Origin of the sequence: Vibrio sp. Vb1127, from assembly GCF_033338735.1 — a bacterium.
Classification (GTDB): domain Bacteria; phylum Pseudomonadota; class Gammaproteobacteria; order Enterobacterales; family Vibrionaceae; genus Vibrio; species Vibrio alginolyticus.
In genome coordinates this window covers 59,793-77,974 of sequence record NZ_JAWOTF010000006.1, presented here as the reverse complement: position 1 = coordinate 77,974, position 18,182 = coordinate 59,793, and the positions used below count along the sequence as shown (strand labels likewise).

Sequence of the window (18,182 nt, the reverse complement as noted above, 5' to 3'; positions counted from 1 at the left end):
ATTTTAGGTCTGCCTATTTCTTACTTGATGAGAATCAATGGTCAAAGAGGCCTAGAAAACAAAAGTTTCGAGAGGCAATCTGACTGGCTTAGGCACCTATCTCACGTTGAGCGCGTGCTCAATGAATGAGAAAGAGTAGAGTAAAGAGGTCTCATGAATCAGGTAATATCTATCGGCCCACAGGAGTCGTTCCTCGTCGCAATTTGCGTGTTGTTTTTAGGGCAGTTCATCAATACCAAGTTACCAACCTTAAAAAAATTTAATATTCCAGAGCCAATTGTTGGTGGTCTAGTGGTCGCTTGCGTCATCACGACGATGCACTTAAACGGTGTGGATGTTTCCTTTGATTTACCACTGCAAAACGTCTTTATGCTGATGTTTTTTGCAACCGTTGGCTTAGCGGCAAATTACACCCAACTGATTAAAGGCGGTGCGAAGGTTTTCATCTTCCTAGTTGTGGCATCGGTCTACATTCTTATCCAAAATGCGGTCGGCGTGTCCTTAGCAACAGCGTTGGGGTTAGATCCACTCATGGGGTTGATCGCCGGATCCATTACGCTTTCTGGCGGACATGGAACGGGAGCTGCGTGGTCGCAAACTTTTCAAGAAATGTATGGTTTGCATAATGTTCTAGAGGTGGCAATGGCTTCTGCTACATTTGGCTTGGTGATGGGCGGGATTATTGGCAGCCCTGTTGCACAAAAGCTACTAAACAAACACAACTTGGAATCGGAATACGGACGCACCAATCAAAGTCATCAGAGTTTCCCTGAACTGGTGACGTACAACGAACATGAGGAAGATCGTGTCACAGCGAAAAGAGTCGTTGAAAGCTTGTCCATCATTCTACTTTGCGTGACAGGCGCGAAGTATCTCGAGAGCTGGGTAAGCAGTTTTGACATCAAGTGGTTAATGATTCCCGATTTTGTTTATGCGCTGTTTATTGGTGTTGTTATCACTAACATCATGGAAGTGACGAAGGCGCGCAAGGTTGATTTAGAAACCGTTGATATTCTTGGCACGGTTGCACTATCTCTATTTCTTGCCATGGCCTTGATGAGTTTGAAATTGTGGAATATTTTCGATCTTGCGATCCCATTCCTTATTATTCTTGCTATTCAGTCGGCAGTGTTGGCGATGTTCACTTACTACGTAACATTCCGCATGATGGGAGGCAACTACGATGCGGTGGTGATCGCTAGCGGACACTGCGGTTTTGGGTTAGGTGCTACACCGACTGCGGTCATGAATATGGGCTCCATCGTGAGTCGATATGGTCCATCACCACAAGCATTTATGGTGGTTCCAATTGTCGGTGCATTCTTCATCGACATTGTGAATTTAGTGATTTTGCAAGGATGCATCGCTTTTATTAAATAACATTCGCTTTTTTACCGAAATAACAAAGCCAGCACCTATACGCTGGCTTTGCTATTTGTAACACGAAATCTTGTTTGCCTGACTTCAAGCCGTGAAATCAATGCGTTACTATGACGACATAGTGTTCAATTTTGCAGCAGCATGAGGTACCCACATGTCTGAAAAAATATCGACGTCGGCATTAGCGAAAATGCGCAAGGTAGAAGCTAAGCTGCTGTTTGCCGATCTCAAACGTGCAGGCTACATCGTTCGCCAAGATGAAAAGTGGATTTTGACCGAAGAAGGGGCAAAGTTTGGCGGTGAGTATGTGGATCACCCTAAATTTGGCCAGTTCATCGTCTGGCCGACCAACTTACATATTGAGCTGACTCCCAGCTTAGGAAAAACATTGAGCGCGACACAACTGGGTGAAAAGCTGAAATTGAATGCGAAGCGCATGAATCAGCTTTTGAGTGAACTGGGTTGGTTGACCAAATCCGAAGAGGGATGGAGTGTCACTGAAGCTGGTGTGCGCGCTGGTGGACAGCAAAGAACCGATAAAGAAACACAAAATACCTTTGTCGTATGGCACGATGTGGTGCTGCGTAACAAGCGTCTTAAGCAGTCTGTCATTGAGTTTTTAGGGCAAGACGCGGAGTCACATTCTACGGATAAATCGTACTCAAGCTTTCGCCAAAAATTTGAAGCCAAGCACCGAACATTAGATGGGCATTACGTACGCTCTAAGGGGGAGTTGCTCATCGACAACTGGCTGTACTTGGCTGGTGTTGTGCACGCTTATGAGCGTCAGTTGCCGATTGACCAAGATGTCACTAGCGATTTTTACTTGCCAGGTGGCAAAGTCTATTTGCAATTTTGGGGAAGTGACGATGGGGAGATGGCTCAGGCCGACCGTGAGACCATTCGTACTGTTTATGAGCAGCATCATTTCAATCTTATCGAAGTCGAACCGAGTGAACTAGACAAGTTGGATGAAGTGCTTCCTAAGCGTCTTCGTCAGTTTGGTATTAAAGCTTATTGACGACTTAAGCCCGCTGTTCAGATAAGAAAAAACCCGTGTTCAACACGGGTTTTGTATTTTTAGTGTGTTTCTAGGCTGCCATCCTATGGGTTAAAAGCCTTTGATGTTTTCTGCTTCTAGCTCAGAGAAGTACTTCACTGTCTTCACTTTCAGTTCTTGTTGAGCTGGTTCGTCGCATACGATCACTGCTTTAGGGTGAAGTTGAAGAGCAGAAACTGTCCATAGGTGGTTTACACAACCTTCCACGGCTGCTTCAAGTGCCTGAGCTTTGTTATGGCCAGTGACCAAGATCATCACTTCTTCTGAGTCTAGAAGCGTACCAACACCGATAGTCAGCGCGTATTTAGGCACTTGGTTGATATCGCCGTCAAAGAAGCGAGAGTTCGCAATGCGAGTGTCTTCAGTGAGGGTCTTGATGCGAGTACGAGAAGAAAGAGATGACGCTGGCTCGTTGAACGCGATGTGACCGTCGTTACCCACGCCGCCCATGAACAGGTTGATCTTGCCGTAAGACTTAATTTTGTCTTCGTAACGCTTACATTCTGCGTCGTGATCGTCTGTGTTACCGTTCAGTAGGTTGATATTTTCTTCTTGAATATCAATGTGATTAAAGAAGTTGTTGTACATGAACGAGCGGTAAGATTCTGGGTGATCCGCAGGGATGCCAATGTACTCATCCATGTTAAAAGTCACGACGTTTTTGAAGCTGACTTCGCCGGCTTGGTAAAGCTCGATTAGGGCTTTGTAGGTTGCTAGAGGAGTGCCACCAGTTGGTAGACCCAGAACGAATGGACGCTCAGCAGTAGGTTTAAAGTCGTTGATACGCTTAGCGATATGCGCAGCTGCCCACTTACCTACTTGTGCTGCTCGAGTTAACGGGATAAGTCTCATTTTGTGCCCCTAGTTATTGGAATTGACGATGTACTGAAACATTAATTCGCATTATAAAATAAGTAATGGCGAACTGCTATTGTTTTAGGTCAAAATTTTGCTTTTTCTTTAACCAATGTTGGTTTTGTCGACGATTTTTATATCTAAATGCTTTTATAAGACGATTTTTTACAAAGAAATTGCATTATGAAACTGACGAATCAATAGATAAAATTTATGATCTAAATTAAGTTCTGCCTTCGCACTTAACCTTGTTTTTTAACAACCTACAGAGTGCGAAATCGCACACGAACTTCAAATATTATGGGTTAGATATGGCATGGCGCTCATTCTTTAACCATAATTGAAATGTGTAAACCAGTGAGGAATTCGGTATGAAAAATGAGTTAGATCCGAGCAAAGTACTACAGGCTTACGAATGTGTGATGAACAACGGTACGCCAACCGAATTTGGTAAAATGTATGAAGGTGTAGAAGCGTTTTCTGACTACGATGGGTACAACGTTTTCTTGAGAGGGAATGGTGTTGAGCTAAAAATTGGCTTCCACAACACCTATCACTTGGAATATGACCAAGAGCATTTGAAAGAGAGCTTTCTGAAAAAGATTGCGACGCTCGCCAAGTAAACGGTCATCACCCAAATATTAAAAAAGCCCTTGGGAGAATGCCCCCTTGGGCTTTAGGAGAAGAAATGAGCTTGTCTTGCTCGCTCAGTAAAGTCAAACGAGCTTTCGCCTACTGCTAGAAAAAGGCGAGAATTAGGTTATTGGTTATTAATCGTCTTCAACCAAACTCTCTTCAATGTATTCTTCTGTGGCGTCAGGCTTGTTACGACCATTTAGCGTATGGAAGCGCTTGCGACCACGAGCAAGTTGGGTGTACTTTAGCCACGTACGCTCAAGTTTTGTTTTTGCTTTGCCCGGGTTTTCTAACACCTTGATGAAGTGTTTCTCTTCGCTGTTTTCAGGTGTTAATTCGCCTGACTCTAAGCCAAGCATTGTATCCCCATAAATTGTTAGGATTTCCTCTTCTGAAAGAGTAAAATCGCCAGACTTTGCAAAGCCGCGTGGGAATTTTACGTTATCGTAAAAACGTTTTTTGCCATGACGGAATTCAGTGTCAGACATGTCAACAGCCTCTGTAACCGTTATTGATGAATGTAGTGAACTTACGGCGAAAATTAGGCTTAAATCTAACAAAAGAAAAACAAAACTTTTTTGTCGTCATGATTTTAATTAGTTGTTAATCTGGTTTTATATTAACCAGGAGATGGTTTATGGATGTAAAAGTCTTTCGAACATTTTTAGAGCTGGCAAGAGTTCGTCACTTCGGACGTGCTGCTGAGAACCTTTATATTACCCAAGCCGCTGTGAGCGCACGTATCAAACAATTGGAAAGTTACTTCGATACGCAATTGTTTATTCGTGATCGAAATAACATAAAGTTGACCTCTGCAGGTGAGCGCTTAATCAGCTATGCCGAGGTAATGGTCACTACATTGCAACAAGCGAAGCTAGAATTATCGCTTGAAGATGGCAAAGCGCTGCAACTAACGTTAGGTGGCACGCCAAACATTTGGGACGCTTATTTACAGAATTGTTTAAGTGTCGTCACAGATTCGTTTGGTGGTTATGGCTTCATGGCAGAAGTGATGGGACGTGAGATGCTCAGTCGTAGCTTGCTAGAGCGCACGTTAGATATGGCATTTGCGTTCGATCAGATCAAAGCTGATGAGCTTAACTGTAAAAAAGTGGCAGATGTTGTTCTCGTTCTGGTATCAACTGAGAAAGATTCTTTAGACACCGTTTTCGAAAACAAATATGTGTACGTTGACTGGGGGACGCGTTTCTCCTCAGAGCATTCTGAACGTCACCCTAAGATTCCGGCTCCATATTTACGCACTTCAACAGCGCGTATCGCATTGGACTTTATTTTAGAGAAGGGTGGAGCCGCGTACTTACCAATCTCTCTCGTGGAGCCATTTATCGCTAATGGGCAGCTTCACAAGGTGTCTGGAGTAGAAGATTGGTGTCGCCCTATCTATTTGAGCTATCGTAAAGCTAGCTCGTCTGTAGACGCGATTAAGCAAGTGGAAGAAATTGTCAAAGAGATCGATCCACTGACCGCTTACAGTTTTCAGCAAATTGGTTCTGGCACTTCCGACGAATAGCGTTGAATGAAAAGTCAGAAAAACGAAAAAGCCGCCTTGAGAAATCAAGGCGGCTTTGTTTTTATCTCGATGAATCGATAGTTATGGTAAGTCAAACAACAGGGCTGTTGTGCTTTCGTTTGATGTATTGCGCAAAACAACCTTACTCTGGTGTTCAACCTTCGCGCCGTCGCCAGCCGTCAAAGTGGTATTGTCGACACTAAGGCTCCCAGTCACTTGATGGATGAATAGATTTCGGCCCGACTCAATCTCAAAGTTTAGTTCGCTACTTGGCTCAAGAATTAACTGATGCAAAGTCGCATCTTGCTTAATAAGTAGCGTGCCGTTTTCTCCAGTTGGAGTTGCGATAGTCGTTAACCCAGGATTGCGACCAAAATCTTTTTGCTGATAACCTGGCTTGGTTCCAAATGTGTTCGGTTGAATCCAAATCTGTAGAAACCGCAGCGTATCTTGGTTCGATGCATTGTACTCACTGTGGTAAATCCCTTTCCCTGCCGACATGAGTTGGAATTCACCTGCAGGTAGTGTTTTGACGTTGCCTTCACTGTCTTTGTGTGCGATAACACCTTCCAACACATAGCTGATGATCTCCATATCACGGTGGCCATGTGTATCAAAACCCGCGCCAGGCTTGACTACATCGTCATTAATGACTCTCAGCTCAGAAAAGCCCATATGTTGAGGATCGTAGTAGCTACCAAAAGAAAACGTATGTTTGCTATCAAGCCAGCCAGAGTTTGCTCGACCTCGGTCTGCTGCATGTCTTACCGTAATCATAAGGCCTCCTTAAGAGAGCTTTTTGTTTAAAAAGTTATCTAACGCTGCTTTACCTGCGCCAGAGAACGCCAGAGAAACGCTTGCTGCCAGTAATGCTAAGCCAAACTCGTAACCGTTGTTTGCCATGAATAGGCCATTTTCAAAGTGGACAGAGAATATCGCTACCACCATCGTGAACGCCAAAGCAACCGCTGCTGGTCGAGTTAGCAGACCAAGTAAAATGAACAAGCCGCCAAAGAACTCTGCGCTGCCCGCAAGTAACGCCATGAGCACGCCAGGACCTAAACCGATAGATGCCATCCACTGACCTGTGCCTTCTAGCCCGTAGCCACCAAACCAGCCAAATAGTTTTTGTGCGCCGTGCGCCATAAAGATAATGCCGATTGGAACGCGAAGTGATAGTGCGCTGTAACCTTCGTTTGACGTGGTAATTTTCTGTAATAGTGCTTTCATGATTCTGTCCTCTGACTCTTTTCAATGAGTGGGAAGCGTGTGCTCCCGTGCTGTTGAGAACAGTTTAGGTAGAGGCGAACATAAAAATAACGGGAGGATTTTGATAAACTCGTTCTAAAAAATTGAATAGTTGGTTTTTATTTATTTAAATCAATGCCTTGATTTTTATATTCGAGTGTTTATTTGCAGATTATTGTCTGTTTTAAATCAAGGTCTGTCATTATTTTCGATAAACATTTTTTCTGTTAAACAAAAAAGAGCACATGTACTGTGCTCTATTGCTTTCGCTTTTAACAAGGGAGAAAGGTGTGTTAAAGAAAACCGTCAGAGGTTCATTAAGCTCTCTAATGACTCCTCTACATTGTTGTAGTGATAAGTTCGAATATTACGTCCATCCGTCGCATTAATCTGAATTTCTGAGATCTCGTTATCTGAGTCTCGTTCGATAATTCCAATAGAATGATCTACGGATTTACTGGTAATAACCTTTTGGTTTCTTAATACAATTACGCAAGTATGTAAGTCCATGCCAATTCCCTTTAGCCGACGTTGTTGTGATGTTCTGGATCTAACTTTAGTGTACAAAAGCGCTAATGCCAATAAATCTCAATATTGAGTTCCGAAAATGGCTAATTGTGGGCGCTTAAGCAAGCTACAATAACACTATATTGAACGATGCCTATGAACAATAAATGACAAAAGGCATGAGCAAGGAAAGCACTATGTTTATTCACCCCCATACCTCACTGACCTTCGAGCAGTGTAACAAGGCGCGAGTCGCGCGAGACAGTCGTTTTGATGGGCGATTTTATGTGGCGGTAAAAACAACGGGAATCTTTTGTCGTCCGATTTGCCCGGCAAATTTGCCTAAAGAAGAAAATGTTGAGTATTTCGCTGATAAGACGCAAGCCCTTCAAGCAGGGTATCGTCCGTGTTTACGCTGTCGACCTGATAGCGCGCCTGGATCTTGGGCATGGAAAGGTGTCGAGACGACCTTTCAACGAGCGATTTCGTTAATTGATAGAGGGGAGTTGCATCACCATTCGGTGTCTGAGTTGGCTGAGCGTGTTGGGATTTCTGACCGTTACTTACGTATGTTGTTTGAGCAGTATTTAGGTATGTCACCCAAGCAGTATGCGCAATATCAGCAATTAATGTTCGCCAAACAGTTGCTTCACTCCAGCTCTATGTCGGTCACCGACGTGGGGTTTGCGTCAGGTTTTAACAGTACGCGCCGCTTTAACGATGCTTTTCAAAAGTTTCTCAAACTAACGCCTTCTCAAGTACGCCGTAAAGAGTTTGATGGTGCGGGTTGTAATCGAATTGCCTTACCTTATCGAGGTGAGTTGAATTGGTCGCACATGTTGGACTTCTATCGTTTGCGAGCGGTTGAGGGAGTTGAGCTGGTGAGTGATGAGAGTTATCAGCGCAACGTTTTTTTGGATGACAGCAAAGCCTGGTTTAAAGCGACAAAAGGTGAAGGATACTTAGAACTGGCGTTTGAAATTGAAGACGTAACGAAGCTGCAAAACTTGGTGTCTGACATTCGTCGTATGTTCGATCTTGACGCTGATATTTGTACTGTTGAGCAGCATTTGGAGTATGTCGCGCCTGGGCTCGTGTCGAGTAAAGGTATTCGTATTCCTGGTGTATGGAATGCATGGGAAGCAGGGGTTAGAGCTATTTTAGGCCAGCAAGTGTCGGTTAAAGCGGCGATTGGTCAACTTAACTTATTGGTGGCCACACTTAGTGGAGAGTCAGAAAAACGTTGTTTCCCGACTCCCAGTGATATTGCGAACGCCGACGTGAGCTTTTTGCGCATGCCGCAAAGCCGTAAAGAGACGCTAGTGCGCTTCGCCCAGTTTATGCAGGACAACTCAGAAGCTGACCCCCAGCAGTGGCTAGCTTTGAAAGGCATTGGACCTTGGACCGTCAGTTATGCTCAACTGCGAGGGCAATCTCAACCCGATTGCTTTCTAGATAAAGACTTAGTGGTGAAAAAGGCGATGCAGCGTTACCCATCACTGAATACGCACACTGCGGCCCCTTGGGGAAGCTACGCGACGTTTCACTTATGGAATCAATCATGAAAACATTTTATACCGAAATGCCGAGTCCACTAGGAACGGTGACTATCCAATCGAACGCTGAGGGCTTACTTGGCATTTGGTTTGAAACATGCACCACTAAGCCGATTGAGCTGGGGGTGCGAGACGAGCAGCATCCGGTCTTGCGCCAAGCTGTCACCCAACTGGATGAATACTTTGCTGGTCTGCGCAACGAATTCGACTTGCCCCTTGCAGCGACAGGCACTGATTTTCAAAATCAAGTTTGGCAGGCACTAACGACCATTCCATATGGGGAAACGTGGAGCTATCAAGATCTCGCGAATGCGATAGGTAACCCTAAAGCTGTGCGTGCTGTTGGGTTAGCAAATGGGAAGAATCCGATTTCTATCGTGGTGCCTTGTCATCGCGTTATTGGCAAAAGCGGAAAACTGACTGGGTATGCAGGTGGAGTGGAGCGCAAGCAACGTTTGCTCGCGTTGGAGCAAGGTACACCGCTTTAAGTGAGGCGATTCTCATATTGGGATTAAGCGTGCTACACAGGGGGAACGATAGTGTAGAGTTTCATGTTCGTTATACGAACAGAAAAAGGACAATAAGGACATGCCTTTCAAAACGGATTTTGATGCCTTCATGAGTGAGTGTTGGCAGCATCACGAGGAAAATCCCGAACAAATTTATGCTCAGTTAGAAACGGCTCTGAGCGAGGTGGAAGACGTTACCCAAATCGAGCGAATATTCGCATTGATGCTGCATACCGCTATTGGGCATCTCCAGTGCCCAGAACAGTTTCTTACTTGTTTAGAGCACTTTGATGAACGCAAGGTTGCCGAGAGTTTTGCATTTCAACGCAGTATTGCCGTTGCGCGCTATTTCGTAGATGGCACTGACAATATGGAATTATTGGAAGAGCAAGAACAACGCCGAGTTTACGCTTTGATTTCGAATGAACTTTCTGCACTTGTTCAGCTTGAACTGGCGAGTCAATGGTTGGTGAAGGCAGCGTTAGGAACGACGCCGAACGATGCAGAAGGGCCATTAGCGCGCGCTATCGCGATCACTGCGAACAACTTAGCATGTCAGTACGAAGCGCTGGCTGAGCGCACGTGCATGGAAAAATCGAAGATGTTAGAAGCAGCGACACTCGCGCTAGACTATTGGAAAGTGGCAGGGGGTTGGATGCAAGAAGAGCGCGCAGAGTATCGCTTAGCGATGAGCTTGCTTAAAGCGGATAAACCGCAAGAAGCCAAAGTGCATGCTGAGCGCTGTGAGGCTATTTGTCAGCAAAATGGTAGCGACGCGTTTGAGCTGTTCCACGCACATGACTTGTTGATGCAAGTACACTTCCATCTTAGTCAGAAATATAAAGCTAAATTGGATGAAGAGATGCAGCAGCACTGCAAAACGAGCTCGTTGACGTGATCTTAGCGTTGAATGAAAAAAGCCCCGAGTGACTGGCTGGGGGCTTTAGGGTTGTTGACTATGCAGCGATGATTATGCTGCTTGCGCTTTTGCTTGGTATCGTCCTGGTTTATGGTTCATCGCCAAAATCAAGTTCGTTGCGATGGCACCTAGAACAGATAGAGCGATAAGGTGCACATCTACAATGAACAGTGACATCACCACGATGGCACAATCTAACGCCATTTGAACTTTACCCGCTCGAACTCCAAAACGTTCCTGAAGGTACAACGCTAGAATGTTAAAGCCACCCAAACTCATTTTGTGACGGAAAATTACCAACATACCGATTCCAATCAGCCCACCACCCAAAAGTGCCGCATAGAAAGGTTCGATTCGTGAAATCTCAATCACATGATGCAGATGATCGACCGCAAAAGAGACAATCGAAACCGCAATAAAGGTATTGATAGTGAAGCGCCAACCCATGCGCATCACAGATAAAATATAAAAAGGGAGGTTAAGAGCGAAAAATATCTGACCAAAACTGAAGTCACTCACTTTGGTTAGGAAGATCGCCAAGCCAGCCGTACCGCCAGTGAGCAATCCTACTTTGCTAAAAAATATCACCCCAAGTGACACCAACGCACTGCCGAGCGTCAGAGCCAAGAGGTTCTCTCTTAGGCTATGATCTTTGTCCATAAATTAATTTCCTTGGTTTAAAGACCGCGCCGGAGACAACACGTCTCACGGACGCGATAGACAGTCGCCAAAATAGCAACTAACAAATCGGCCAATAAAATGTCGCGAAAAGTGATGGATGTCGAGTTTTTGGACGAGATTATGATGATATTAACCTGTTTAACATAATGTACACAGATAGAAAAACAGCAAGGAAAAGTTATGATTAAGAAAGTTGGCAACACCCAAATCAACACATTACATCGACTGAGTTGTCACTGTGGAAAAGTTGAGTTGGAACTGGCGTTACCCAATGGTATTGAGAAACCGAGACGGTGTGACTGTTCTATGTGTCGACGTCGTGGCGCGATTGTCGCATCTGTACCTTTGAACGGTATTCGTATTGTGCAAGGCGAAGACGTCTTGAAGCAGTATCAATTTAATACACACACTGCGAAGCACTTTTTCTGTGGCGAGTGCGGTATTTATACGCACCATCAGCGTCGTTCTGACCCGAGTGAGTATGGCTATAATGTCGGCTGCTTAGAGGGTGTCAACCCATATGAGTTGGGAGCGATTGAGGTGATGGATGGCGTTAACCATCCATCCGACCGCTAGGTTGTATTGCAAGTTAAGCACCTGATTGTCTGTGCTTTTAAGTAAATAAACCGCTATTCATCCACAAGTGTACCGCAATACTGGCGGCATAACCCAAGGCGATGACGGGAGCCCACTTTAGGTGGCCAAAGAAGGTGTATTGTCCACGCGCGGCTCCCATTAAAGCGACGCCTGCCGCGGAGCCAATGGAAAGCAAACTGCCACCGACACCTGCGGTTAATGTGACCAGTAGCCAGTTGCCCATCGACATGCTTGGTTCCATGGTCAGTACAGCAAACATAACCGGAATGTTATCGACGATTGCAGATAGGACACCAACCATTACGTTTGCCCAGACTGGGTTCCATTGCGTGTACATGACGTTTGAAACCAGTTCGAGGTAGCCAAGTAAACTTAAACCGCCAACACACATTACAACACCGTAGAAGAACAACAAGGTGTCCCATTCAGCTCGAGACACACGATGAAACACATCAAACGGAACCACTGAGCCTAAGCGCTTCAATGCCTGATCATCGCCATTGGCAATTGCCATAGCTGCTTTTTTTGCGAGTGAGTGTTTGAGAGTTTGGCGCAAAAAATATCCGAAAAACTGTAAGTACGCCAAGCCCATCATCATGCCCATAACGGGTGGGAAGTGCAGCACAGCATGGAAAGAGACTGCGGTGGCAATCGTCAAAATGAACAACGCGACAATACGCCTTGCCCCGCGTTTTAGCTCAACGTGTTGGTGAATCGTATTCGGTTTTGTGTTTGGAACAAAAAGTGACATCAAAAATGCGGGAACCAAGTAGTTCACCAATGACGGTACAAACAACGGAATGAACTCAGCAAAGCTGACATGACCGGCCTGCCACACCATCAGGGTTGTAATATCACCAAATGGGCTGAATGCACCGCCAGCGTTGGCTGCGATAACAATGTTGATACAAGCAAGATTGACGAACTTAGGATTATCACCAGAGACTTTCATCACTACAGCGCACATCAAAAGGGCCGTAGTTAAGTTATCGGCAATCGGTGAAATGACAAAAGCGAGAAACCCCGTCAGCCAGAACAACTTTTTGAATCCAAAACCTTTACCAACCATCCACGCCTGTAAGGCATCGAAGAGTTTGCGTTCTTCCATTGCGTTGATGTAAGTCATCGCCACGAGCAAAAACAGCAGCAACTCGGCATATTCCAACAAGTTGTGTTCTAGTGCGGATTTGGCGATTTCAGGCTGATTGTGTTGAGCAAAGGTGTAGCCAATCAGAATCCAAATTAATCCTGCAGCGAGCAGCACTGGCTTGGATTTTCTCATTTTCAGATACTCTTCCAACATAACCAGTATGTAAGCGATCGAAAAGATAATCAGAGCCGCGTAACCGACACCAGAATTAACAAGGTTCAGTTCATTGGTTGATGCAGCAAAGGTGGCGCTAGAGAACAACAAACAGCAGAAAGCCACAATTGGATAGATTGGCATAGACATTTCTCCTTTGTCTGGTTGGAGAAATATTAGCCACAAATGAATGAGTTAGTTGTGAGAGAGCTCGAATTAACAGTAGGAGTTAGGAAATGATAGTGTGCGCCACTATTTTCTGAGTGACGCAATGCTTGCTGCGCCGAATAAAACCGCAGCGGCATATAAACCGTAAGTTAACCAGTGACTAATCTCTAAAAAAGGAACGAGTCCTTGACCTGCCCACATACAGCCTCCGTTTAATGAGCAATGTTGTAATAGTCGAGCCAATTTAAAGGAAATGAACAATGTTTTTTGTGAGTGAAAGCAAATTCTGAAGGATTAGAAAGTCAAAAATTGGTCAGTGAGAGAGAAATCTCATTTTTAACTGGCTAGCTCTAACCCTTTTGAGTTAAAGCTAGCTATATCTAGAGCTGAATGCATTTAGCGTAGGAGCCATTTTTTCAACGGTGAAGCGTCAATTGCTTTCACAAGCAGTATGGTTGCAACAATCGTTGCAGGATAAATAAACACATCTTTCGCGAGGTGTTGCAGCCCGATAAATTCAGCGACATTCATCATGACAATTATGATAAGCAGATGGCTAACATATATTCCTAACACGCAAGGAGATAGTTTGAAGACCCAAGGCATGTCGCCAAAATGAGGGTGAGCCAAAAGCCACATAAAGACACCTACAGCCCAGATAACGGTACCGAATAGGAAGTCGTGCGAGTTGAAAGCGATGTCATGTTGCATCAGCCAGTAAGCTTCACCAAAATGCAGTGCCATGCCAAGAATAATGCATCGAACCGTATTGTTTCGCGACCACCGCCACTGCACTTCTCGTGCGAAATAACCTAGAGCAACTAGCAACGTGCTGAAAAAAGGCCCGTTACGAGTAAAGAAAGGCGCTGGCAGGTCGGTAATGGTCGCGTAACTGCCAGCAAAGGCACCGTATATGTATAGCAATACTGCGGTTGGCAGTATCAGTTGCGCCATATTGATATGCACGAGAAAGGCAATTAACGCTACGGCAATGACCAGAGCCGGAATAAACCACAGATGAACGAGTCCGCCTTCGATGAGTGAATTGATCGGGGTTGACATTAGGTACCCCCAATAACCTTGCCTTTCTGCGAGATACCCTGCCTCAGCGACCGTCTGCCATTGGAATGGCATCAGTAAACTGATCATGCTCCAAATGAGCCAAACCTTCATTAACGGTTTGGCGTAGTTCTTAAGAGTATCAATAGGTGAATGACTCAACTTCGGCTGGATTAGATAACCCGAGATGAGAAAGAACAGCGGAACAGCAAAACGAGCCAGTTGGTTGAGCATATAGCCAACCCATGGTATCCCATCCCACTGCCAGTACGTCAGTGCCATCTGGCAATGCAAACCCACAATCGCAAGCATTGCAATGATACGTGCAAACTCTAAGCTGGCTATTTTTTGTTTCTTTGCCATTACATTGTTTACCTAAATAAAAAACTTAGGTGAAAATAGCAGGTTGTTACTGAAGTAATACGTGAAAAAGTCAACAGACTTGCGCTTACATTGAAGCTGTTTTGAAAATTAAGACTTACTTCAAACTTCTTAATTATTAACCTATTAACGCAATCAATACCTGATTCGTGAGTCGAAAATAGCACTGAATAATGGTTAGACCAGTTAACTCGAGATTGCAAAAAAGAACGATCGTGCTAAAAATAAGACTATGCAAAAAGGAAAAGTGACAAAAGAGTTTATTCTGCAGCGGGCTTTTGAGATCGCCAGCGAAGACGGATTAGAAAGTCTTACGATTGGAGAGTTAGCCAAGCAATGCGGTATGTCGAAAAGTGGTCTGTTTGCCCACTTTAATTCGAAGTTGAATTTACAGCTATCGGTGCTTGATCACGCCAATAAAGTGTTCGCTGATCGGGTTATTGAGCCTGCTCGAGAACTCGGGGATGGCAATATCGAGCGTAAAATTCGAGGGTTGCTCGACTCTTGGATGACTTGGAATCACGCATTCCAAGGAAGTTGTATGTTTCTTGACGCTTGGAATGATACGGCAGATAAAGATTGCCCGCTTCAGGCCGGACTGCGTAAATCCATAGACACTTGGCTGAGTTATTTGGAGATCCAAATAGCGAAAGGCAAAGAGAAGCAAGAATTTGCAGCAGACTTAGATACACGCCAAGCAACGTTTGATTTGTACGGTCTCTATTTGAGTGCGCATGTTTTTTACTCAATTAAAGGTGAGCAAGAAAGCTTGCGTCTGTTTTGGCAAGGGATCGACAACTTATTTTCTCGCTGGAAAGGCTAATATCGGTTATTCGCTTCCCAGATTCGTAGACATAAAATCACAAAGAGCGGCTGAGTTCGCTCTTTCTTATCAGTATAAAAAGCACGACCGTTCTATTTTGTGCAAAGCTGATAGTTAAGGACATGATTATGAGTGAAAAAATTTACTTTAATACATCGCAACGTTTCAGTATTAAGCGCAGTTTGGTGAACATTAGTACTCGGTTACACCATACACTGGCCCCGTCACATGCAAAGAAGACCGCGCGCAAGCTTCTTCTGACACCGGCTCGTACGCAACCTAAAAATATTGAACCTCAAGGGCTTATCAAAGGTGAAATTAAAGGGCATGCAGGCATCATCAAAACCTATACTTTGGGCTCTGGACCTATTTGGGTGCTAACTCATGGTTGGTCTGGCACGGCAAGTCAGTTTTATCCACTGATGGAACATATTGCGTCGAAAGGGTTTACTGCTTTGGCGTACGATCATCCGGCACATGGTGAGAGTGAGGGGCAGTATGGGCACATTCCGGGGTTTGTCAGAGGATTGGAAGATGTGTTGGATACGGTCGAGGATATTGTTGGCCTAGTTGGGCACAGCATGGGCACCGCTTCTGCTCTTGAGTGCCGACACAGCAAATTAGAAAACAAGCCTTTGCTGCTTATTGCTCCGGTATTAAATTACGTAGAGAACTTATTCGGTAGCATTGCGCGTTCCGGTTACTCGATGAAGCTTTTTAATGCTGTGGTTTCAGAAGTTGAAGACCAATTTGGTTATCCTTTACAGTCCATTGATCCGATGAAGCGTTTGTCTGAGCGTCCGTCTCACACCATTATTATTCATGATGAGCAAGATAAGTTCACCAAATACAGTGTCTCGGCAAAAGCGGCTGAAGAGATTAAAAACGTTGAGTTAGTGACAACACAAGGTCAGGGGCATGGTCGAGTGATGAAGTGTGAGCAAGTCTTCAGTAGTTTTGACCGTTTGCTCGATAGTGCTTGGTAACCCTTACTTTTACTGATTGATTCGCTCCGTTTTGCGCTAATTCGATTTGAAAGTAACACCTCAGACTTTTTCGTCTCTGGTGTTGCTCTTCTCGTTAAGAGGTTAAATCCAAAAAGGACAGCCGAAGCTGTCCTTTGTTTATTTAGCAGAACGTCTGCAAGGCTGAAGTTAGTTACAGTTAGCTACGCCAACTTCTTTCCAAACGCCCCATTCGCCAGATTGGCTAGGATCGTCACCCTGAGTCCACCATTTCGCTTCCCACGTTTTACCTGCGTGAGTCACTTGGTTACCACCTGTGTACACTGCGCTCGCATCCCATGCGTTGTCACAAGTACCAGGGTTCGGATCGGTTGCGTGCTGTGCAACAACCACTGTCGCGCTTGCCGATGAAGACGCTTTACCGTCGCTCACACTTACAGTGAAGCTTAAGCTTGTGTCTTGCGGGTATTCCGCAGCAGTGAACGTGACTTTAGAGCCTTCAACCGTTGCATTCAGACCTTGAGGTAGAGTCCAGTTGAATGTCAGGGTATCGTTGTCTGCATCGCTAGACGCAGATGCATCTACAACCACAACGTCACCAGCGTTTGCTGTTGCTGGAGCAACAACTTGTGCTACTGGTGCGCTGTTCACTGGGTCAACAACACCTGCTGGTTTCACTGTTACTACAACGAGGTCAGATGCCGTTGCACCCTCGTTATCAGTCACCGTCAGCTTGAAAGTTAATTGCTCTTCAACAGTAACTTCTGCTGCATCAAAGCTTGCTTTCGCTGTGTTTGCACCTGTTAGTACCACTGCTGTGCCAGATACTTGTTCCCAAGCGTAGCTTGCGATGGTGCCGTCAGAGTCTTTTGACAGGCTGCCATCTAGAACCACATTTGCAGGACCTGTTACCGATTGATCTGCGCCAGCGGCTGCGGTTGGTTTACGGTTTGGTTGAGGAACCACACCACCAGCCATACCTTCGTGCATCGCGTTTAGAATGTCACCGTTATCCGCGTCAATTTCCCAAGAGAATAGACCAGCAAGACCAAGAGACTTCGCGTAGCTACCTTTTGCTAGCACTGAACGGTGGTCATCAAATGTGATCAACTCGCCCGTAGTACGGTTCCATACCCATGGTGCTTCTGCTTGTGCATCGTAGCCGTACTCGAAGCCGTTAATACCAGTGTTGTTTGCACCTAGCATGAATGACTTAATGCCTTTGTAGTCAATTACGCCATCTTCCCAAACACCTTGCGCTGTGCTGCCCTTCAGTTTACCTGTAGCAGTACCTGTCATTGGGTCGTTTGGATCTGTGAGTGTATCTGGAGTTACGCCTTCCCAGCCACGACCGTACATTGCTGTACCAAGTACTAGCTTGTTCGCAGGAACGCCTTGAGCAAGAAGAAGTTGGATGCCGTTATCTGCTGTGTAAGCAGGACCTTTGTACGGTTCGCCGTTCTCATCAACGCCACTACCGTCACACTGACCAGGACGCATGAATGAACCACAGTAAAGCGCAGTCTGGTGACCAGGAACGTTATTCCAACCGCCGTAGAAGTCGTAAGTCATTGCGAAGATGTAATCCATGTACTGAACTGCATCTGCGTAGTCTACGTCTTCAATCTTGTCGTAACCGACACCGATAGCGGACGTTAGCTCGTAAGTACGGCCTGTCTCAGCTTCTAATTCATCAAGCATTACGCGCAGTTCACGCATCAGTGCGATGTATGCTGGGCCATCGTTTACAGGGTCGCCCTTATCGGCTGCTGCACCGCCGCCGCCAGGGAATTCCCAGTCGATGTCAACACCGTCGTAGAATTTCCAAGTTTTCAGGAACTTCTTAACTGATGCGACGAATGTGTCACGGTTTTTCTTGTCCACGAAATCGAAGAATGGGTCAGACAGTGTCCAACCACCGATCGATGGGATGATTTTTAGATCAGGGTTACGTTGTTTCAATGCCATTAGCATTGCGTAGTTACCCTTGATAGGCGTGCTGTA

19 protein-coding genes are annotated in these 18,182 nt (G+C 45.3%); 10 read left to right on the top strand and 9 right to left on the bottom strand.

The genetic code is table 11. The features are described from left to right. Nucleotides 1–153: 153 nt before the first annotated feature. Together gltS and R7H07_RS10660 are read left to right on the top strand one after the other, a co-directional pair. The gene (gltS, locus tag R7H07_RS10665; protein WP_065275577.1) at nucleotides 154–1,380 is read left to right on the top strand and encodes a sodium/glutamate symporter; all 1,227 of its coding nucleotides are present in this window, start codon (nucleotides 154–156) and stop codon (nucleotides 1,378–1,380) included. Between the two features lie 154 nt (nucleotides 1,381–1,534). Then, nucleotides 1,535–2,401, top strand: a complete 867-nt coding sequence (locus R7H07_RS10660) for a glycerol kinase (protein ID WP_065275578.1) — start codon at nucleotides 1,535–1,537, stop codon at nucleotides 2,399–2,401. Between the two features lie 90 nt (nucleotides 2,402–2,491). Here the strand turns inward: R7H07_RS10660 and nagB are convergent, their stop codons facing one another. After that, nucleotides 2,492–3,292: a glucosamine-6-phosphate deaminase gene (gene nagB / locus R7H07_RS10655; protein ID WP_005374441.1), complete on the bottom strand. Its 801-nt coding sequence runs from the start codon at nucleotides 3,290–3,292 to the stop codon at nucleotides 2,492–2,494. 374 nt (nucleotides 3,293–3,666) lie between these two features. On the opposite strand from nagB, the gene R7H07_RS10650 reads away from it, so the two are divergent. Further along, nucleotides 3,667–3,918 carry a DUF3081 domain-containing protein gene (locus tag R7H07_RS10650; RefSeq protein WP_005374440.1) on the top strand — a complete coding sequence of 84 codons (252 nt, stop codon included), beginning with the start codon at nucleotides 3,667–3,669 and terminating at the stop codon, nucleotides 3,916–3,918. A 147-nt stretch (nucleotides 3,919–4,065) separates the two neighbouring features. On the opposite strand, the gene R7H07_RS10645 is transcribed toward R7H07_RS10650, so the two are convergent. Continuing rightward, nucleotides 4,066–4,419 carry a DUF413 domain-containing protein gene (locus R7H07_RS10645; protein ID WP_005374439.1) on the bottom strand — a complete coding sequence of 118 codons (354 nt, stop codon included), beginning with the start codon at nucleotides 4,417–4,419 and terminating at the stop codon, nucleotides 4,066–4,068. A gap of 149 nt (nucleotides 4,420–4,568) precedes the next feature. On the opposite strand from R7H07_RS10645, the gene R7H07_RS10640 reads away from it, so the two are divergent. Then, entirely contained in the window at nucleotides 4,569–5,462 is an 894-nt protein-coding gene (locus R7H07_RS10640) for a LysR family transcriptional regulator (protein WP_005374436.1), read from the top strand. An 81-nt stretch (nucleotides 5,463–5,543) separates the two neighbouring features. Here R7H07_RS10640 and R7H07_RS10635 read toward each other — a convergent pair whose 3' ends face one another. The 3 genes from R7H07_RS10635 to R7H07_RS10625 form a co-directional block, all read right to left on the bottom strand. Further along, nucleotides 5,544–6,239: a pirin family protein gene (locus tag R7H07_RS10635; RefSeq protein WP_065275579.1), complete on the bottom strand. Its 696-nt coding sequence runs from the start codon at nucleotides 6,237–6,239 to the stop codon at nucleotides 5,544–5,546. A 9-nt stretch (nucleotides 6,240–6,248) separates the two neighbouring features. After that, on the bottom strand, nucleotides 6,249–6,692 hold the full coding sequence (locus tag R7H07_RS10630) for a DoxX family protein (RefSeq protein WP_025768734.1): 444 nt from the start codon (nucleotides 6,690–6,692) through the stop codon (nucleotides 6,249–6,251). A gap of 324 nt (nucleotides 6,693–7,016) precedes the next feature. After that, nucleotides 7,017–7,220, bottom strand: a complete 204-nt coding sequence (locus R7H07_RS10625; protein WP_017633816.1) for a hypothetical protein — start codon at nucleotides 7,218–7,220, stop codon at nucleotides 7,017–7,019. A gap of 194 nt (nucleotides 7,221–7,414) precedes the next feature. Here R7H07_RS10625 and R7H07_RS10620 point away from each other — a divergent pair, with 194 nt between their 5' ends. The 3 genes from R7H07_RS10620 to R7H07_RS10610 all read left to right on the top strand — a co-directional run bounded on the left by R7H07_RS10620 (nucleotide 7,415) and on the right by R7H07_RS10610 (nucleotide 10,180). Continuing rightward, the gene (locus tag R7H07_RS10620; RefSeq protein WP_206959532.1) at nucleotides 7,415–8,782 is read left to right on the top strand and encodes an AlkA N-terminal domain-containing protein; all 1,368 of its coding nucleotides are present in this window, start codon (nucleotides 7,415–7,417) and stop codon (nucleotides 8,780–8,782) included. Further along, nucleotides 8,779–9,261 carry a methylated-DNA--[protein]-cysteine S-methyltransferase gene (locus tag R7H07_RS10615; RefSeq protein WP_025768736.1) on the top strand — a complete coding sequence of 161 codons (483 nt, stop codon included), beginning with the start codon at nucleotides 8,779–8,781 and terminating at the stop codon, nucleotides 9,259–9,261. The genes R7H07_RS10620 and R7H07_RS10615 overlap by 4 nt, the downstream gene beginning before the upstream one ends. Nucleotides 9,262–9,361: 100 nt before the next feature. Then, a complete protein-coding gene (locus R7H07_RS10610) occupies nucleotides 9,362–10,180 on the top strand; it encodes a hypothetical protein (protein ID WP_065275581.1) in 819 nt (272 codons plus the stop codon). 72 nt (nucleotides 10,181–10,252) lie between these two features. On the opposite strand, the gene R7H07_RS10605 is transcribed toward R7H07_RS10610, so the two are convergent. Beyond that, a complete protein-coding gene (locus R7H07_RS10605; RefSeq protein WP_005374427.1) occupies nucleotides 10,253–10,861 on the bottom strand; it encodes a YitT family protein in 609 nt (202 codons plus the stop codon). 201 nt (nucleotides 10,862–11,062) lie between these two features. Here R7H07_RS10605 and R7H07_RS10600 point away from each other — a divergent pair, with 201 nt between their 5' ends. Beyond that, entirely contained in the window at nucleotides 11,063–11,458 is a 396-nt protein-coding gene (locus R7H07_RS10600) for a GFA family protein (RefSeq protein WP_017821038.1), read from the top strand. Between the two features lie 37 nt (nucleotides 11,459–11,495). Here the strand turns inward: R7H07_RS10600 and nhaD are convergent, their stop codons facing one another. Continuing rightward, nucleotides 11,496–12,926: a sodium:proton antiporter NhaD gene (gene nhaD, locus R7H07_RS10595; protein WP_005374422.1), complete on the bottom strand. Its 1,431-nt coding sequence runs from the start codon at nucleotides 12,924–12,926 to the stop codon at nucleotides 11,496–11,498. A 420-nt stretch (nucleotides 12,927–13,346) separates the two neighbouring features. Further along, nucleotides 13,347–14,372 carry an acyltransferase gene (locus R7H07_RS10590; protein ID WP_182016063.1) on the bottom strand — a complete coding sequence of 342 codons (1,026 nt, stop codon included), beginning with the start codon at nucleotides 14,370–14,372 and terminating at the stop codon, nucleotides 13,347–13,349. 250 nt (nucleotides 14,373–14,622) lie between these two features. Between R7H07_RS10590 and R7H07_RS10585 the strand changes: the two genes are divergently transcribed. Then, nucleotides 14,623–15,213 carry a TetR/AcrR family transcriptional regulator gene (locus R7H07_RS10585; RefSeq protein ID WP_005374416.1) on the top strand — a complete coding sequence of 197 codons (591 nt, stop codon included), beginning with the start codon at nucleotides 14,623–14,625 and terminating at the stop codon, nucleotides 15,211–15,213. A 128-nt stretch (nucleotides 15,214–15,341) separates the two neighbouring features. Beyond that, nucleotides 15,342–16,199: an alpha/beta hydrolase gene (locus tag R7H07_RS10580; protein WP_017633823.1), complete on the top strand. Its 858-nt coding sequence runs from the start codon at nucleotides 15,342–15,344 to the stop codon at nucleotides 16,197–16,199. A gap of 168 nt (nucleotides 16,200–16,367) precedes the next feature. Here R7H07_RS10580 and R7H07_RS10575 read toward each other — a convergent pair. Continuing rightward, nucleotides 16,368–18,182: glycoside hydrolase family 18 protein (locus tag R7H07_RS10575; protein ID WP_318128763.1), on the bottom strand; the 1,815-nt coding region annotated here is incomplete at its 5' end.

Coding starts and splice junctions, on each gene's coding strand:
- R7H07_RS10600 (WP_017821038.1), top strand. CDS start 11,063: ATGATTAAGAAAGTTGGCAACACCCAAATCAACACATTACATCGACTG.
- R7H07_RS10625 (WP_017633816.1), bottom strand. CDS start 7,220: ATGGACTTACATACTTGCGTAATTGTATTAAGAAACCAAAAGGTTATT.
- R7H07_RS10620 (WP_206959532.1), top strand. CDS start 7,415: ATGTTTATTCACCCCCATACCTCACTGACCTTCGAGCAGTGTAACAAG.
- R7H07_RS10640 (WP_005374436.1), top strand. CDS start 4,569: ATGGATGTAAAAGTCTTTCGAACATTTTTAGAGCTGGCAAGAGTTCGT.
- R7H07_RS10645 (WP_005374439.1), bottom strand. CDS start 4,419: ATGTCTGACACTGAATTCCGTCATGGCAAAAAACGTTTTTACGATAAC.
- nhaD (WP_005374422.1), bottom strand. CDS start 12,926: ATGCCAATCTATCCAATTGTGGCTTTCTGCTGTTTGTTGTTCTCTAGC.
- R7H07_RS10615 (WP_025768736.1), top strand. CDS start 8,779: ATGAAAACATTTTATACCGAAATGCCGAGTCCACTAGGAACGGTGACT.
- R7H07_RS10580 (WP_017633823.1), top strand. CDS start 15,342: ATGAGTGAAAAAATTTACTTTAATACATCGCAACGTTTCAGTATTAAG.
- R7H07_RS10635 (WP_065275579.1), bottom strand. CDS start 6,239: ATGATTACGGTAAGACATGCAGCAGACCGAGGTCGAGCAAACTCTGGC.
- nagB (WP_005374441.1), bottom strand. CDS start 3,292: ATGAGACTTATCCCGTTAACTCGAGCAGCACAAGTAGGTAAGTGGGCA.
- gltS (WP_065275577.1), top strand. CDS start 154: ATGAATCAGGTAATATCTATCGGCCCACAGGAGTCGTTCCTCGTCGCA.
- R7H07_RS10585 (WP_005374416.1), top strand. CDS start 14,623: ATGCAAAAAGGAAAAGTGACAAAAGAGTTTATTCTGCAGCGGGCTTTT.
- R7H07_RS10660 (WP_065275578.1), top strand. CDS start 1,535: ATGTCTGAAAAAATATCGACGTCGGCATTAGCGAAAATGCGCAAGGTA.
- R7H07_RS10650 (WP_005374440.1), top strand. CDS start 3,667: ATGAAAAATGAGTTAGATCCGAGCAAAGTACTACAGGCTTACGAATGT.
- R7H07_RS10630 (WP_025768734.1), bottom strand. CDS start 6,692: ATGAAAGCACTATTACAGAAAATTACCACGTCAAACGAAGGTTACAGC.
- R7H07_RS10605 (WP_005374427.1), bottom strand. CDS start 10,861: ATGGACAAAGATCATAGCCTAAGAGAGAACCTCTTGGCTCTGACGCTC.
- R7H07_RS10590 (WP_182016063.1), bottom strand. CDS start 14,372: ATGGCAAAGAAACAAAAAATAGCCAGCTTAGAGTTTGCACGTATCATT.
- R7H07_RS10610 (WP_065275581.1), top strand. CDS start 9,362: ATGCCTTTCAAAACGGATTTTGATGCCTTCATGAGTGAGTGTTGGCAG.